The following is a 16673-nucleotide window of genomic DNA, read 5'->3' as shown; positions in this document are numbered from 1 at the left end:
TGAGAATGTCGTCACCCGCGATCGTGTTGATGGTCACGGACGGCGCAGTGGCGTCCACGCTGTACTCGCGGCCCGCCGACGCGCTGTTGCCGTTCACGTTAGTGACGCTCACCTGTACGCTGGCGTCGCCGTCTTTCAGACCTGCCAGATCGCCCGCTGGCACCGTGGCGGTCCATTTACCCTCAGCATCCACCGTGGCGGTATAATTCTTGCCGCCAAAGGTAATGGTGACGGTCTGGTTTGCTTCCACGTTCGAGGTGGTGCCGGAGAGCACCAGATCCGCGCCCTTCTCGGCCGCGTTAATCACATTGTCTGAAGCGATGGCGTCAATGCTGATGGCAACGGTCGCCAGATCCACCGTCACATCGTGATTAATGGAAACCGGGTTACCCGCACCGTTCTGGCCTGCCACGGTAACGGTCACCGTGCCTGCCGCCAGGGCACCCACGTCCGCCGCCGGGATCGCCGCACTCCAGGTGCCGTCAGCCAGGACGGTCGCCGGGTAGGTTTTATTGTTCACGGTGACGGTCAGCGCCGTGCCCGCCGTCAGCCCGTCGCTTGTACCCGTAATAATCAGGTTTTGATTATGTTCGATGCTGTTGATCACATCGTCGCCCGCGACGGTATCGACGCGCAGCCCAGGCAGGTTAGCGTCGATAGTGATATCGCGCTCAGCGGAGCCGCTGTTACCCACGCCGTTGGTTACGCTGGCAGATACGGTCAACTCGCCGTTGCCCAGCGCTGTCAGTTCGGCTTGCGTCACGTTAACGGACCAGGTGAGATCGCTCTGGACCGTCGCGGTATACGTTTTGCCTCCGAGAGTCACGGTAACCGTGTTGCCTGCTTCGGCATTGACTACCGAGCCGCTGATGCTCTGGCCTGCCGCCAGTTCTGCCGCGTTAATGACGTCATCGCCCGCCACGGTGTTGATAATGACACCCGGCAGAACGGACTCGACATTCACGGTATGAGAGGTACTGGTGCTGTTGCCAACGCCGTCCGTTGCTGACGCGGTAACGGTGTAAAGCGCTTCACCCAGCTGACCGACCTGATCCGCCGGAACCGTGGTCGTCCATTTACCGTTAGCGTCCACCGTTGCGCTGTAGGCTTTGCCGTTGAGCATCACGGTCACCGCCGCGCCTGCCGCCAGGCCGGAAGCCGTACCGGAGATCGTCAGATCCTGGGTTTTCTCTGAACTGTTGATCACATCGTCACCGGAAACGGTGTCAATGGTCAGCACCGGCGCGCTCAGGTTTACCTCCACGCTGTGTGTGGTGCTGTTACTGTTGCCCGCTTTATCGGTCAGCGCCGCGGTGATGGTGTAATCTCCCGCGGTCAACGCGGTCACATCCGCCGCCGGTACGCCCACGCTCCAGTTGCCAGAGGCATCCAGAGTGGCTGTGTATGATTTGTTGTTGATCGTCACGGTGACCACATCACCCGCCGCCGCGCCGGACACAGAACCGGTGACAATCAGCGCCTGCGCATGTTCGGCGCTGTTGATCACATCGTCGTCGGATACGGTGTGGATGGTCAGCTGTGGAACGGTGGTATCAACCAGCACGTCGCGATCGGCAGAGGCCGGGTTGCCCGCTTTATCCGCGACGGCGGCGCTGACGGTGTAGTTACCGTCAGCAATCGCGCCCAGATCCGCAGACGGCATGGTTACGCTCCAGCTGCCGTTTGCCGCTACGGTGGTGGTGTAGTCTTTACCGTTCAGCGTGACCGTCACCGTCTGGCCCGCTTCGGCGTTGGTCACGCCATTAATGACCAGATCCTGCTGCGCTTCGGCCGCATTGATGATGTTGTTGTCGCTGATGATGTCAATCGAGACCGTCGGCGCCGTCGCGTCCACGCTGTACTCACGGCCAGCTGACGCGCTGTTGCCGTTCACGTTGGTCACGCTCACCTGTACGCTGGCGTCGCCGTCTTTCAGGCTGCCCAAATCGGCAGACGGTACGGTGGTCGTCCAGTTGCCGCTGGCATCGACCGTCGCGGTGTACGACTTGCCGTCGAAGGTGATGGTGACGGTCTGGTTAGCTTCCACATTGGTGGTGGAGCCGGACAGGACCAGGTCCGCGCCTTTTTCCGTCGCGTTAATCACGTCGTCGGTGGCAATCGGATTAATGCTGATGGCGACTGCGGCCAAATCTACCTTCACGTCGTGGCTGATGGTGACCGGCGTGCCCGCCGTGCTCTGGCCGTCAACCGTTACGGTGACCGTGCCTGCGCCCAGCGCGCTAACGTCTGCCGCCGGGATCGCCGCCGCCCAGGTGCCGTCTGCCAGCACGGTTGCCGCGTAGGTTTTTCCGTTGACGGTTACCGTGAGTGCCGAACCGGCTGCCAGGCCATCGCTTGACCCGGTGATAATCAGGTTTTGCGCATGTTCGATGCTGTTAATCACATCGTCGCCCGCGACGGTATCGACGCGCAGACCGGGCAGGCTGGCATCGATGGTGATGTCGCGCTCGCCGGTGCCGGTATTGCCATGGCCGTTGGTGACGCTGGCGGACACCGTCAGATCGCCGTTACCGATGGCGGTTAAGACCGTGGACGGTACGTTGACCGACCAGCTCAGGTCGTCCTGTACCGTGGCGGTGTAGATGTTGCCACCGATGGAAATAGTGACAGTGTCACCGATCGCTGCCCCGCTCACTTTCCCGCTCAGGGTCTGGCCTGCGGCGACCTCTGCCGCATTAATCACATCATCCGTGGCGACAGGATTAATGGTCACCACCGGGAGCGCGCTGTCGACCACAACGCTGTGGCTGGTACTCGCGCTGTTACCTGCCGCGTCGGTCACGTTTGCCGTCACGGCGTAGCTCGCTTCGCCCAGCGCCGAGACGTTTGCCGCCGGTACGGTGACGCACCAGTTGCCGCTGGCGTCCGTGATGGCGGTGTAACTGATGCCGTTCAGGGTCACCGTAATGCTGGTGCCGTCCGGCTGGTTACTGCTGCCGGAAACCAGCAGGTCCTGGCCTTTTTCGGCCGCGTTGATCACGTCGTCAACCGCCAGGGTATTGATGGCAATCACCGGCGCGGTCAGGGAGGCCTCAACGTCATGCGTTGCGGTGGTGCTGTTACCCGCTTTATCGGTGAGTGTCGCCGCGATCGTCTGGTTGCCGTTCCCCAGCGCGCCCACGTCCGTTGCCGGAACGCCCACGCTCCAGCTCCCGGACGCATCCAGCATTGCGGTGTAGTCTTTCCCGTTCAGGGTCACCGTGATGACATCGCCCGCCTGCGCGCCCGTCACCTTACCGGAGACGATCAGCGCCTGACCGTGCTCAGCAATGTTCACGATGTCATCGCCCGCGACGATGTTGAAGCTAATCTGTGGCACGGTGGTATCCACCAGAACGGAGGCATCCGCGCTTGTCGGGTTACCGGCTTTATCGGAAACCGATGCCGTGACCGTGGCGTTACCGTCGCTGATGCCTGCCAGATCCGCCGCCGGCACGTTGAGTGTCCAGCTGCCGTCCGCCTGCACCTGCGCGGTGTACTGCTTGCCGTTGAACGAGACCGTCACCGTCTGGCCGGCTTCGGCCGTGGTGGAGCCGCTCAGGGTCAAATCCTGCCCCGCCTCAGCCGCGTTGAGCATATTGTCATTGCTGATGGTGTTGATGGTCACCGTCGGCGCGGTGGTATCGACGCTGAATTCCTGCGCCGAAGACGCCGCGTTGCCGTTCACGTTGGTAACGGTTACCTGCACGCTGGCGTCGCCGTCTTTCAGGCCGCTCAGATCGGCTGCCGGTACGGTATACGTCCAGTCGCCGTTGGCATCCACGGTCGTGGTCCAGGTTTTACCCGCAAAGGTAATGGTCACGGTCTGACCCGCTTCCACATTGGAAGTGGTGCCGGAAAGCAGCAGATCCTGACCTTTTTCCGCCGCGTTCAGCACATTATCGTCGGTCACGCTGCTGATAGTGATGGCGACAGGCGCGAGATCGACATCCACAACGGTGCCAATATTCACCGGGTTGCCGGAGGTATCCTGTGCGCTTGCCTTGATATCGAGCGAACCGTCCGCCCACTGCGACACATCCGCGGCCGGGATCGCCGCCTTCCAGGTGCCGTCCGCCAGCACGGTGGCGAAATAGTTGCTGCCGTTAATGGTTACCGTGACGGTGCTGCCCGCGACCAGATCGGTGCTGGAGCCGGACACAATCAGGTTTTGACCGTGTTCGATGATGTTAATCACGTCATCGCCCGCCACGGTGTCAATACGCAGCCCAGGAAGCTGGGCGTCGATGGTGAAGTCCAGAGAGGATGAGCCGGTATTACCGTGGGCGTTGGTGACGCTGGCTGACAGCGTCAAATCGCCATTGCCGAGCGCGGTTAACTGGCCCTCGCTTAACGGCAGGCTCCAGGTGAGATCGTCCTGCACGGTGGCCGTGTATGTCTCGCCGCCAAGGATAATCGTGACAGTGTCACCTGGCGCCGCGTGAGCCACTTTACCGGTCAGGGTTTGCCCTGCCGCAACCTCCGCTGCGTTAACGATATTATCGCCCGCCAGGGTATTGATCGTCACAACCGGCAGCGAACTGTCCACCAGCACATCGTGACTTGCAGAGGCGCTGTTGCCCACGCTGTCGGTCACGTTCGCCGTCACGGTGTAATGCGCTTCGCCCAGCGCACCTACCGCCGTCGCCGGTACGGTGACGCTCCAGTTACCGCTGGCATCGGCAATAGCCGTGTAGTCGATGCCGTTCAGGGTGACGGTGATACGGGTTCCTTCCGGCTGGTTGCTGGTACCAGAGAGTTGCAGATCCTGACCTTTCTCGGTCGCATTGATCACGTCATCTGCTGCCAGGGTATTAATACCGATGACCGGCGTCACGGTATTCACCACCACATCCAGCGAACTGCTTCCGGTATTACCGGACCTGTCGGTCACGGAGACGTCGATGGTCCAGGTACCGTCGGCCAGCCCCTGCACCACGGACGCTGGCAGACCGAGGCTCCAGTTGCCCGCCGCATCCACCACGGTGGTGTAATCCACATTGTTGATGGTGATGGTCACCCGGTCGCCCGCTGCCGCGCCGGTCACGGAGCCGCTCAGGATCTGCGCCTGAGAATGGGCAAGCTGGTTAATGGTGTTGGTGGCGGTGACAAAGTCGTTGATGGTCACCTGCGGCACGGTTGCGTCTACCAGACCGACGCGATCGGCGCTGCTGGTGTTACCCGCCACGTCGCTCACGCTGGCCGTCACGGTCACGATACCGTCGGCCAGAGCGCCAACGTCAGCCGCCGGAACGCTCAACTGCCAGGTACCGTCCGTCTGGACCGTGGTCTGGTACGTTTTGCCGTTCAGCGTTACGGTGACCGTCTGGCCCGATTCTGCCGTGCTGCTGCCGCTTAAGACTAAATCCTGCTGCGCTTCGGCCGCATTAATGATGTTATCCGCGGTCAGGTTATCAAGGGTAATCGCTGGCGGCAGGGTATCCACCGTGACCACGCGCGACGCGTCGGCAGTGTTACCGTTGATGTTGGTGACGCTGACGCTCACCTGTGCGCGACCGTCGATCAGCGTGTCCATCGCGCTGGCCGGTACGGTCAGGCTCCAGGAGCCATCCTGCTGCACCTGGGCGGTGAAGGTCTGGTCGGCGAATTTCACCACCACGGTCTGCCCCGCTTCCACGCCCTGCGTCTGGCCGGACAGGGTTAAATCGCTGCCTTTTTCTGTCGCGTTGAGCATGTCATCGCTGGAGACGGTATCAATGGTGACCGCCACGGCGTTGAGGTCGAGTTCAATCGGGTGTTCTGCCGAAACGGTGTTGTTCCAGGCATCTTTCGCGCTGACGTTGACCGTCACCTCGCCCGCCGTCCAGGCCTGAAGATCCGCCGCCGGAACGCCAATCTGCCAGTTGCCGCTGGCGTTAACCGCGGTGACGTACTCGACGTTATTGATGGTAACGACAATCTGTGTGCCCGCAGCCAGATGGGTGCTGGCACCGGTGACGGTCAGATCGTGCTGCTGTTCGATGGCGTTGATCACGTCATCGCCGGAAATGGTGTTCACGCGCAGACCCGGCAGCTGAGCGTTGATGTTGATATCACGCTCGCCGGTGCCGGTATTACCGTGCCCGTTGGTTACCGATGCGGTGAAGGTTAAATCACCATCGCCGAACGCCTGAAGATCCGCCGACGGAATGGTGACGCTCCAGGTGAGATCGCTGCCTACCGTGGCGCTGTAGCTCTTACCGCCCACGGTAACAGACACCGTATCGCCCGCCGCCGCGCCGGTAACGCGACCGCTGAGGGTTTGATCCACGCCCGCTTCGGCGTTATTGACCAGGTTGTCGCCTGCAAAGGTGTTGATAATGACCTGCGGCAGCACGGTATCCACCAGCAGATTCGCTTCGGCAGAACCGCTGTTGCCCACGCTGTCGGTGCCGCTAACGGTAACGGTGTAAAGCGTGTTAGCCAGATTCAACACGTCGGAAACCGGCACCTGGATGGACCAGATACCGTTTTCGACGGTGGCCGGATAATTCACGTTATTCAGCGTGACGGTGATGGCGCTGCCGTCAGGCAGATTGCTGGTGCCGGACAGGCTCAGCGGCTGCATCGCCTCCTGGGCATTCAGCACGTTATCCTGGCTGATGGCGTCAATCGTGAATTCCGGCGGGTTGCCGCTCAGCGTGATGCCGTGCGTGGCGCTGCTGGTGTTGCCTGCCGCATTGGTCACGGACACCGAAAGGGTGTGGTGGCCTTCTCCCAGCGCACCCACAACGGACGCCGGGACGCCTACGCTCCAGCTGCCGTCTGCCAGCACCACGCCGGTGAAGGTCTTACCGCCCACGGTCACGGTCACCACATCGCCTGCGGCGGCACCGCTCGCCTGGCCGGAGATAATCTGTGCCTGGCCCTGCTCGCTGGTATTGAGAAAATCATCGCCCGCCACGGTGTGAACGGTAATGACCGGCGCCGCAGTATGAACCGAGAAATCTGCCGTCGCTGATGTACCGTTACCCGCTTTGTCACTGACGTTCACCGTCAGGGTGTGGTTGCCCTCACTGAGAGCCTGCACCTCGCTGGCGGCAAGCGTGACGGACCAGGTGCCATCGCTGCCCACCGTGGCGTTATAGTTTTTGCCGTTCAGCGTTACCGTCACAATTTGTCCGGCTTCCGCGTTGGTTTTACCGGTCAGCGTCAGCGGCTGGTTGTGCTCGGCGGCATTGATGATATTGTCCTGCGCGAGCGTATCGACAGAGAGCGTTGGCGCAACGGTATCCACGCCAATCGTCTGGCTTCCGCTCACGGTATTCCCCGCCGCGTCTTTGCCGCTGACGTTGACCGTCCAGGTGCCATCGCCCAGCGCCTGCGCGTCTGCCGCTGGCACTTTTACGCTCCACGCGCCGTTGGCCCCCACTTCCGCCGTGTAGGTTTTACCGTTCAGCGTCACGGAAACGTCGGTTCCCTTCGCCAGATGCTGGCTGCTGCCGGACAGCGTAAAACCGGCAGACTGCTCGCTGGCGTTTATCACGTTGTCACCCGCCGTTGTCGCCAGCGTAATGGAGGCCTCGGCCGTGGAGACGGTTACCGTGATGCTGCCTGCAGAGGTGGTTTTGCTGCCGTCGATCTGCACGACCGACCACGTATGCTCTCCGTCAGACTGGGTCGGGAGTTTTACCGTCCAGGTGCCGTCTTTACCCACCATCGCACTGGCAATGGTGCTTCCGCTGCTGTCTTTGATCTGAATGGTCGCGCCCGGTTGGCCGCTACCGCTAAAGGTCGGGGTGTTATCGTCCGTGATCGCGTTCGCGCTCAGCACACCCTGCTTGTCACCCACCTTGTCCGACAGCAAAAAGGTCGGCGTGGCACTTTCCACTTCTTTGGTGTTATCAATGACTTTCGTTTTCGTTTCGCCGTCACCGCCGTTGGCCAGCAGCGCCCCGATGGCGCCACCGCCCAGGGCAGCACCCGCAATCCAGCCCCACGGCGCATCGCTCAGGACACTTTCCTGCTCAAGGAAAGGTTCAATGCTGCTAATGGGTGTGGCCTGGGCGGTTAACTCAGTGACAGCAGCGCCAGACGCTTCCCCGGCATCGGCAAAAGAAATATGCGTCAGTTCCTGATGATCGTTGAATACCAGCTCTGACTGATGATGGGTTTCAGGATCTTCGACAAAATAGTTATTACAGCGAATAACGCTGCCATCTTTCATATAAATGAGAAGGTCTTTACCCTGGCGGACATAACGCACCACATCCTGAGCTGAGCCCTGGATTTCAATCACACTCGGCGATGAAATGGATACCGAGAGATTTCCGTCTCCGGTTAATTTCGTTTTTTCTGCCGTTTTGCGAATGATGACATCAACAACCTTTACGTTACTCATATTCTTCTCCTTGCAGGTGTGCGGATTCCTGTGGATATGTCCACCAGATGGATGTAGCTATCCCTGGGAAAAAACACCCATTATTTTCAGTCTTATTTTGCGCAGCTATGCGCGTCTTTTTTTAACTCAAATCGGGTAATTTTGCGGCAGCGTTTTTCTCTATTCCAATAAGCGACATTAAATTATCAACCGCGGAAGCATAATTAATTGCCGAACTCCACCCATCATACTCAGCGATTATTTTTGCCGACGTGGCCTGCCAGACATCCTGCTCAACGCTGAGCAAATCATTAATGCTCCGCTTGCTCAGGGTGTATTCATTTTTATAAACATCACGGGCACGCAGTGCATTTTCCAGCTGCAGCTTACCGGCTTCCATTCTTCCCCGTGCACCGGTCCAGTCAGCCTGCGCAACGGAGGCTTTTTGCAGAACATCGAAGCGCGCCTGATCAACCATAGAAGAGGCCATAGCCCGTGCGCCTTCTGCCTGACGCACACGTGCGGAGACCGCGCCGCCCTGATAAAGCGGTGCATCAATATTGAGCTGGATCTGGTCGTCCCAGTAAGAACGGTTGTCCGACTCATAACGGGTACGCCCCCCCTTCAGGCTTAAGGTCGGCCAGTGCTGGGACTTCGCCGTTTCCACGCCGTACTGGGCCGAACGCTCCCGGTTCTGCGCCGCTAACACCGTGGGTATCAAGGAATAATCAATGCGGTTAAGCGAATCAGGCTCAACGGCGAGGTTCGCAGGCACGGGCGAATAAGCGTCAGCCTGCATCCCGGTTAAGACCGCAAGCCTTGCGCGGGCGCTGTTTAAGGCGGCGTTATACTGCGCGACCGTTGCCTGCATGCCAGCAATACGCGTGCGGGTCTGCAGTTCATCGGAAGTGGAGCTCACCCCTGCATCCGCACGCAGTTTTGCCAGTTGCTCAACATTTTTAAGCGCCTGAACGTTGTCCTTTGCCGCCTGGAGCAGATCGGAATAGCGTTTAACTTCCACGTAGCTGAGTGCCGTTTTCTCCGCCACATCAGAGAGCGTACTCATCAGCTGGTAGCGGTAACTATCGCGCTGGGCGGAAGACTGGCTGATGCTGTTATTGGTTTTCCCGAAATCGTACAGCAGCTGGGTCAGACTAATCCCCCAGGCCGCAGAATTCTTCAGCGATCCGCTGGAATCGGTGGTCTGGCTATGACCCGTGCTCCCGTTCAACGCGATTTGTGGCATCCAGCCGCTACGCGCTTCATCTATTTGCGCCTGACCAATACCTAATTGTGCGGCCTGCTGACTAATTGAGGGATCGCGATCGATAGCAAAAAGAATACTTTCTTTTAAGGTCGTCTTTGCCACTGCGGCAATCCCTGCCTGGTGACTATTGGCATAAGCCGTATTTATGGCGAATGAAATTAATGCCAGTGCTGTTGTAAATCGGCGTAACATAGGCTTTCGCAATATCGTCATTTTTATCTCCCTGACTCTGAGCCAAACTCAGGCAATTACCCAAAAAGAGGTATAGATAATTAGACAAATATCTTCTTTAGCGTCCTCACTGAATTTCAGGTAAAACTCCCCCACACCCATTTCCATTGGAAGTGAGAAAGTCCGTCGTCTTATTTCAATTAAGAATTTACTTATTTCTTAAACTGATTTGCAGCATAACAAAATGTGGTATAAGCCACTACACCCACAATGTTAATGTGGTGTTACAAATAAGAAAAAAGATGGGGTTTCTGGACAAAACCATAAAAAGGGCATTTCAAATGAAACATATAAACCCTCTGTTATTTAAGGAAAATTCCTAATCTACTCTCTGTACATTTTTGCGTTAATTTCCAGGAGCGTCAGACACAAAGATTTTCAAAGAAGTGTCAATTTAAGTTATTACCGACCTCGCACCAAAATAAAAATCCATTAAAAAACTAAAGTAAGAGATTAAGCGCCACTATAAATCTTATATACAGAATTTTATTCCATTCAATGGTAGTATAATGGTTACATAACCCAAATCATTAAATAAAACAAAACAATAACACTGTGGTTAACATTCAAAACGGCTTAATGATATCTGCTTAATACAAATGTAATAATCACCTACCGGAATGACTGCACCTCCCGACCGCTTACCCATTCCCCTGCTTCCCTCTGCGCAAAAATGCTGTATTATGCGAATTATTGCGACATTTTGCAGGAGTGCAGCCATGCACAAGACCGCACGTCAACGTTATGTCCTTGATATTTTGAGCGATCAAGGTCAGGCCAGCATTACTGAGCTGGCAGAAAAGCTGCAGGTTTCAGCAGATACCATCCGTCGGGATCTCACCGACCTGGAAAATCAGGGGCTGGCCCAGAAGAACCACGGTGGCGCTATCGCCCTTAATCTTTCCGCCATGAATCGTCAGGGCCGCAACACGCTGCTGCCTGAAACCAAGCAACGCCTGGGGAAACAGGTCGCGCAGGCGGTTCCAGCCGGTTCCACCCTTTTTCTGGATGCCGGCAGCACGGTGATGGCCGTCGCGACCTTTCTTCAGGGGCCTCACACCGTGATCACCACTTCGCTGGACATCGCCCAGCATTTTAGCGACCGGGAAGACATTGATCTGATCCTGCTCGGCGGGAAATGGGACCCGAAACAGCGCCTGTTTGCCGGAAGCGCCACGTTGTCGTTGCTCTCCCGCTATCGGGCAGATATCGCCATTCTTGGGGCGTGCGCCATTCATGCCGAACTCGGTCTGAGTGCCGGTAAAGAGGCCGATGCTGAGGTGAAACGTGCGATGCTCGCCGCAAGCCATGAACACTGGATCGTGGCCGACCATCTGAAAGTTAACCGCTGTGAACCGTATCTGGTTTCAGGGTTATCCGACATTCATCAACTCTTTTTAGATCGTCCCTGGCCTGAGCTTGGGGACCCTGGCGCATTACAGGTCACCGTATGCGCGCAATAACGTGGAGAAGGTCATGAGTAAAGTTCAAACAATCAACATTGCGCTGATCGGGTATGGATTTGTGGGTAAAACCTTCCATGCTCCGCTGATCCAGTCCGTGGACGGGCTTAGGCTGGCGGTGGTCTCTTCCCGTGATGAAGAGAAGGTAAAACGCGATCTTCCGGATGTGCTTGTGGTCGCGACACCGGAAGAGGCTATTCAGCATCCTGATATCGACGTGGTGGTGATTGCCTCGCCTAACGCCACTCACACCCCGCTGGCTACGCTGGCCCTGAACGCCGGGAAACATGTCGTCGTGGATAAGCCTTTTACCCTCGATATGAAGGAAGCCCGCGACCTGATCGCGCTGGCGGATGAAAAACAGCTCCTGCTCTCTGTTTTTCATAACCGCCGCTGGGACAGCGATTTCCTCGGCATTAAACAGATTATTGCGCAAGGCACGCTCGGCAAGGTCAAGCACCTGGAGTCGCATATTGATCGCTTCCGTCCGGAAGTCCGCGTGCGCTGGCGCGAGCAGAACGTTCCCGGGAGCGGTCTGTGGTTTGACCTGGGGCCGCACCTGATCGACCAGACGCTACAGCTGTTTGGCCTGCCTGAGTCGGTTCAGGGGAATATCGCGACGCTGCGCGAGGGTGCGGAGATCGACGACTGGGCGCACGTGGTTTTAAATTACCCGGCGCACAAGGTTATTCTGCACGCCAGCATGCTGGTCGCTGGCGGGACGGCGCGCTTTACCGTTCACGGGGATAAAGGCAGCGTGGTAAAGGCCAGAATCGATCAGCAGGAAGCACAACTGCTTGCAGGAGTGATCCCCGGCAGCGAAACCTGGGGAGAAGACAGCGACAGCATGGTGTTCTTCGGGGCAGACGGTGCAACGCAGACCGTTGCCACACCGAAAGGCGACCAGCGCCAGTATTACATCCACGTGCGTGATGCGCTGCGCGGGGAAATCCCCCATCCCGTTCACCCTGTCGAGGCGTTAGCGGTCATGGCTGTGCTGGAAGCAGCGGTGAAATCATCAGAGACCGGGACAACGCAGACGCTGGCGTTAACGGCTGAAGAGCGTGCTCTGCTGCGTTAAAAAACAAGCCGGGTGGCGCTGCGCTTACCCGGCCTACGAGTTTGAGCCGTTTGTAGGCCCGTGCAAGCGCAGCGCCGCCGGGCGAAAAGACTACTGACGCTTTTTCGGCATCATGCGCAGCAGCGTATTGTCTTTCCAGAAATAGTGATGCATTAGCGCCGCCGCCGCGTGCAGACCAATCAAGAAATAGCCGAGATTGGCGAGCGTCTCGTGCCACTCCTTCAGCATATCCACCAGATCAAAATTCCCTTCCGCCGCATGCGGCATCAGCAGGCCAAAGGCAAACCAGTCGTTTCCGCGGTTATACATCATCACAATGCCAATCAGCGGCAGCGCAATAAACAGCAGATAAACGATGAGATGCCCAAGGTGCGACATACCGGTGATCATCGCTTTGGGTTTCGGCTGAATAGGCGGTGCGGGATATTTAAGGCGGATGAGCAATCTCGCCACCATCAGCACCAGCACCGAGATCCCGCAGGAGACGTGGATCATGTTTATCACCGGGCGATCGGTACGCGGGAAAAAGCCTCTAAACTCCATCGCGCAGTAGGCGACGACAACTAACAAAAACACCAGCCAGTGAATCGCAATCTGCAGGCTTGAATATTTAGTACGCATGGGATTTCCTGAAAAAAAACAGTCACCGCGCCAACATAATCTCCTTTCCTTAAAAATTCATTAACTTTTCTGTATGACTTTTCAGTCACTTCCCTGCGGATGAAGTATCTTCAATTGCCGCCCTGTCCGTGATGGTCTAAGCCTGGATGAGTTCAAACTGTCGTATCGACATGTTCACAGGAGAACACAATGAGTAAAATTGGCATTAACGGATTCGGACGCATTGGACGCCTTGTTCTGCGCCGCCTTCTTGAAACTCAGGACAGTAATACTGTCGTCGCCATCAACGACCTCACCTCCCCGAAAGTGCTGGCTTACCTGCTCAGACATGATTCCAACTACGGTGGCTTCCCGTGGAGCGTAGATTTCACTGAAGATGCGCTGATCGTCGACGGTAAGACCATTGCGGTATACGCGGAGAAAGAGGCAAAGCATATTCCATGGAAAACGGCGGGGGTGGATATTGTCGTGGAGTGCACCGGCTTCTACACCTCTGAAGAGAAATCCCGGGCACATCTGGACGCAGGTGCGAAAAAAGTGCTGATTTCGGCACCTGCAGGTGACATGAAAACCATCGTCTATAGCGTGAATGACGACACGATTAACGCCAGTGACACCATTATTTCCGTCGCGTCCTGCACCACCAACTGCCTGGCCCCGCTGGCAAAAGCCCTGCACGATGCGTTTGAAATAAAAGTGGGCACCATGACCACCATCCATGCCTACACCGGCACCCAGGCGCTGGTGGATGGACCGCGCGGGAAAGATCTACGCGCCTCGCGGGCAGCAGCTGAGAACATTATTCCGCACACGACCGGTGCGGCAAAAGCCATCGGCCTGGTGATCCCTGCGCTCAGCGGCAAGCTGAAAGGCCACGCGCAGCGCGTGCCGGTAAAAACCGGCTCCGTCACCGAGCTGGTCGCCATTCTTGGCAAGAAAGTTACCGTTGAGGAGATCAACGCTGCGCTGAAAAAGGCGACACAGGGGAATAAATCGTTCGGGTATACCGATGATGAAATTGTGTCGTCAGACGTGATTGGTTCGCACTACGGTTCGGTATTCGACGCCACACAGACGGAGGTGTCGGAAGCGGGAGACCTGCAACTGGTGAAGGCCGTCGCGTGGTATGACAACGAGTATGGTTTCGTGACGCAGCTAGTGCGTACGCTGGATAAGTTCGCCGCGCTGTGAAATTCCCCCTCACCCTGACCCTCTCCCCAAAGGGGCGAGGGGATTGCCCCGTGCTCAGATGATTTTACGCGCCACCTTCAGGACCGGATCCTGCTGAAGCTGTTTCCAGGCTTCGGTGACAGCCTCAGGGAATTCGACGTGCGCGATAAAATCCCGCCCAGCCGGGCCATAGCCGTTCTCATCGTCATACAGACGCGGCAGTTCCCCCATCACCAGCGAAAGGTAACGCTCAACGTCCCACAGCCCTGCGTTACCCTCGCTAAATACCACGCCGTTTTTGCCGTTTTGCAGTATTGGCGTGATTCCCGGGTGGCTAATCCACTGCGGAGAAACGGGCTCATCGCGGCAAGCGCGGGCGAATGTCGCCATCGTACGGCGCTGCATCGTCGGATCCTGAACCACCAGCATTCGTCCGCTTGTTCGCTGGTGCTGTTTCAGCATGTTCCAGCTAAATCGGGCGTTTTCTCCGCAGTTAGTGGAGCGATCTTCAACCCACAGGCGCGACTCGGGGATCTGCCAGAACTCCCGCGCAATGTCGGCAAGAATGCTTGCTTCCGCCCGCCCGGACACCGGCAGTGGGTGATAACGGGGGTGGTGACGGATCGCATCATACAAAAACGTTGTCGAGTGGCCGATACCGCCGCTAATCAGCAGCGGAACCTGCTTTTCTGCGGCAATTCGGCAGGCGGCTTCAATGGTCGGGATCACCGCGTTTCCTGCAAGAATCACCCCATCAACATCCGGGGTTTGAGACGTGCCGCGGAGATCGTCCTGCGCCAGCCATTCACCGACAGTATTGATGGCCGTAAGCGTAGCGTCCGGCAGGACGGGGAAATGGGGCTGAACCATGGTGAACTCCTCGCGTTGTTGAATCACCGAATTTATCATTTTTCTGAAATAACCAGAAACATCCAAAAATCATCGGGTTGCACCTGCCTATTATGCTTTTGATTTTCAGCCCAACAAAACATTGTATGGTACAGGCGTCATGAAAAAGCACCCAACGCTGCTTATTTCACCGTGATCTGACCAGTTTTATCCCCCCTGCGCTTGCTAAATACAACATCCAACCCTAAGTTGCTTAACAATTTGATAACCTTTTTCATCATCACAGGTTGCACCTGAAGCGCGCCAGGTGACACCTCTTACATCATTAACGTGGCGAGGTTTCAGGTCATGACAGAACATGAAAGTACGACGACGGTATTACGAAAAAATAAGAAGGTGTTAATCGCCAGCCTTACCGGGAGCGCCATTGAATGGTTTGACTATTTTCTCTACGGTACGGCGGCCGCGCTGGTCTTTAATAAGATCTTCTTCCCGATGGTCGATCCGGTGATCGGACTCATTCTCTCTTATCTCTCCTTCTCCTTAACCTTTTTTATTCGCCCCATTGGCGGGGTACTTTTTGCACATATCGGTGACCGCATCGGACGTAAAAAGACCCTTGTCCTGACCCTCTCGTTGATGGGCGGTGCAACCGTCATGATTGGCCTGCTGCCGACGTATGAGATGATTGGCATGTGGGCTCCCGCGCTGCTGATCCTGATGCGTATCATTCAGGGGATGGGCATCGGCGGTGAACGGGGCGGCGCGCTGTTGCTGGCCTATGAATACGCGCCAGAAAAACGCAAAGGGTTCTTCGGCAGCATTCCGCAGGCGGGCGTGACCATCGGCATGCTGATGGCGACCTTTATTGTTTCGCTGATGACCCTGTTCAGTGAAGAGGATTTTCTCTCCTGGGGCTGGCGGATCCCGTTCCTGCTGAGCTCGGTACTGGTATTGCTCGGCCTGTGGATCCGAAAAGATATTGATGAAACGCCTGATTTTCAAAAGGTGAAAGCGTCTGGTCAGGTAGCGAAAGCCCCACTCCGCGATACGCTGAAGCATCACTGGCGCGAAGTGCTGATTGCCGCCGGGCTGAAGGTCGTGGAAACCGCCCCATTCTATATTTTCTCAACCTTCGTGGTGAGCTATGCCACCACCACGCTCACCTATCAGAAATCACAGGCGCTGGAAGCCGTGACGCTGGGAGCCCTGGTCGCCACGATCATGATCCCATTAATGGGGTTGCTCTCGGATAAAATTGGCCGGCAGCGCATGTATGCCACAAGCGTCTTCATACTCGGTTTGTTTATCGTGCCATGGTTTATGCTGCTCAATACGGGCACGACGTGGGGCATTGTGCTCGCAACGGTCATCGCCTTTGGCGTGTTGTGGGCTCCGGTAACGGCGGTACTCGGCACACTCTGCTCTGAGATCTTCAGCGCAAACGTACGCTACACCGGTATTACGCTCGGTTATCAGTTAGGTGCCGCGCTGGCAGGCGGTACCGCCCCGCTGATTGCCACTGGACTGCTGGCAAAATACGACGGCGATTGGGTGCCCGTTGCCTGGTATCTGGCCGTTACGGTTGCTATCTCACTGATTGCCATTTTCTGCGCCAGCCGCGTGAAACGAACGCCCGCGGTCCAGGCACAACCAGACCAGATCTTGTTC

8 protein-coding genes are annotated in these 16673 nt (G+C 57.1%); 4 read left to right on the top strand and 4 right to left on the bottom strand.

What is annotated here, in order from left to right; all coding sequences use genetic code 11:
* On the bottom strand, window positions 1-8341 hold an 8341-nt coding region (locus L977_RS06200), incomplete at its 3' end, for an Ig-like domain-containing protein (RefSeq protein WP_047625311.1).
* Between the two features lie 121 nt (window positions 8342-8462).
* Window positions 8463-9800, bottom strand: a complete 1338-nt coding sequence (locus L977_RS06195; RefSeq protein WP_023337257.1) for a TolC family outer membrane protein — start codon at window positions 9798-9800, stop codon at window positions 8463-8465.
* A 737-nt stretch (window positions 9801-10537) separates the two neighbouring features.
* Here L977_RS06195 and L977_RS06190 point away from each other — a divergent pair.
* Together L977_RS06190 and L977_RS06185 are read left to right on the top strand one after the other, a co-directional pair.
* Window positions 10538-11281: a DeoR/GlpR family DNA-binding transcription regulator gene (locus L977_RS06190; protein ID WP_023338309.1), complete on the top strand. Its 744-nt coding sequence runs from the start codon at window positions 10538-10540 to the stop codon at window positions 11279-11281.
* A gap of 13 nt (window positions 11282-11294) precedes the next feature.
* A complete protein-coding gene (locus L977_RS06185; RefSeq protein ID WP_047625309.1) occupies window positions 11295-12362 on the top strand; it encodes an oxidoreductase in 1068 nt (355 codons plus the stop codon).
* A 90-nt stretch (window positions 12363-12452) separates the two neighbouring features.
* Here the strand turns inward: L977_RS06185 and cybB are convergent, their stop codons facing one another.
* Window positions 12453-12983, bottom strand: coding sequence for a cytochrome b561 (gene cybB / locus L977_RS06180; RefSeq protein WP_014883764.1), 531 nt, complete (start codon window positions 12981-12983; stop codon window positions 12453-12455).
* Window positions 12984-13172: 189 nt separating this feature from the next.
* Here cybB and gap point away from each other — a divergent pair, with 189 nt between their 5' ends.
* Window positions 13173-14174 (top strand): type I glyceraldehyde-3-phosphate dehydrogenase, encoded by a 1002-nt coding sequence (gene gap, locus L977_RS06175; RefSeq protein WP_023330368.1) that lies wholly within the window; start codon window positions 13173-13175, stop codon window positions 14172-14174.
* Window positions 14175-14228: 54 nt separating this feature from the next.
* On the opposite strand, the gene L977_RS06170 is transcribed toward gap, so the two are convergent.
* Window positions 14229-15023: a YdcF family protein gene (locus tag L977_RS06170; protein WP_047625306.1), complete on the bottom strand. Its 795-nt coding sequence runs from the start codon at window positions 15021-15023 to the stop codon at window positions 14229-14231.
* 327 nt (window positions 15024-15350) lie between these two features.
* On the opposite strand from L977_RS06170, the gene L977_RS06165 reads away from it, so the two are divergent.
* Window positions 15351-16673 (top strand): MFS transporter (locus tag L977_RS06165; protein WP_052192610.1); only part of this gene is annotated, 1323 nt, incomplete at its 3' end.

The sequence above is a fragment of the Enterobacter sp. ZOR0014 genome (assembly GCF_000798855.1).
GTDB lineage: Bacteria > Pseudomonadota > Gammaproteobacteria > Enterobacterales > Enterobacteriaceae > Enterobacter > Enterobacter kobei.
This window is presented reverse-complemented; position numbering and strand designations above follow the sequence as displayed.

Coding starts and splice junctions, on each gene's coding strand:
- L977_RS06190 (WP_023338309.1), top strand. CDS start 10,538: ATGCACAAGACCGCACGTCAACGTTATGTCCTTGATATTTTGAGCGAT.
- L977_RS06170 (WP_047625306.1), bottom strand. CDS start 15,023: ATGGTTCAGCCCCATTTCCCCGTCCTGCCGGACGCTACGCTTACGGCC.
- L977_RS06195 (WP_023337257.1), bottom strand. CDS start 9,800: ATGACGATATTGCGAAAGCCTATGTTACGCCGATTTACAACAGCACTG.
- L977_RS06185 (WP_047625309.1), top strand. CDS start 11,295: ATGAGTAAAGTTCAAACAATCAACATTGCGCTGATCGGGTATGGATTT.
- cybB (WP_014883764.1), bottom strand. CDS start 12,983: ATGCGTACTAAATATTCAAGCCTGCAGATTGCGATTCACTGGCTGGTG.
- gap (WP_023330368.1), top strand. CDS start 13,173: ATGAGTAAAATTGGCATTAACGGATTCGGACGCATTGGACGCCTTGTT.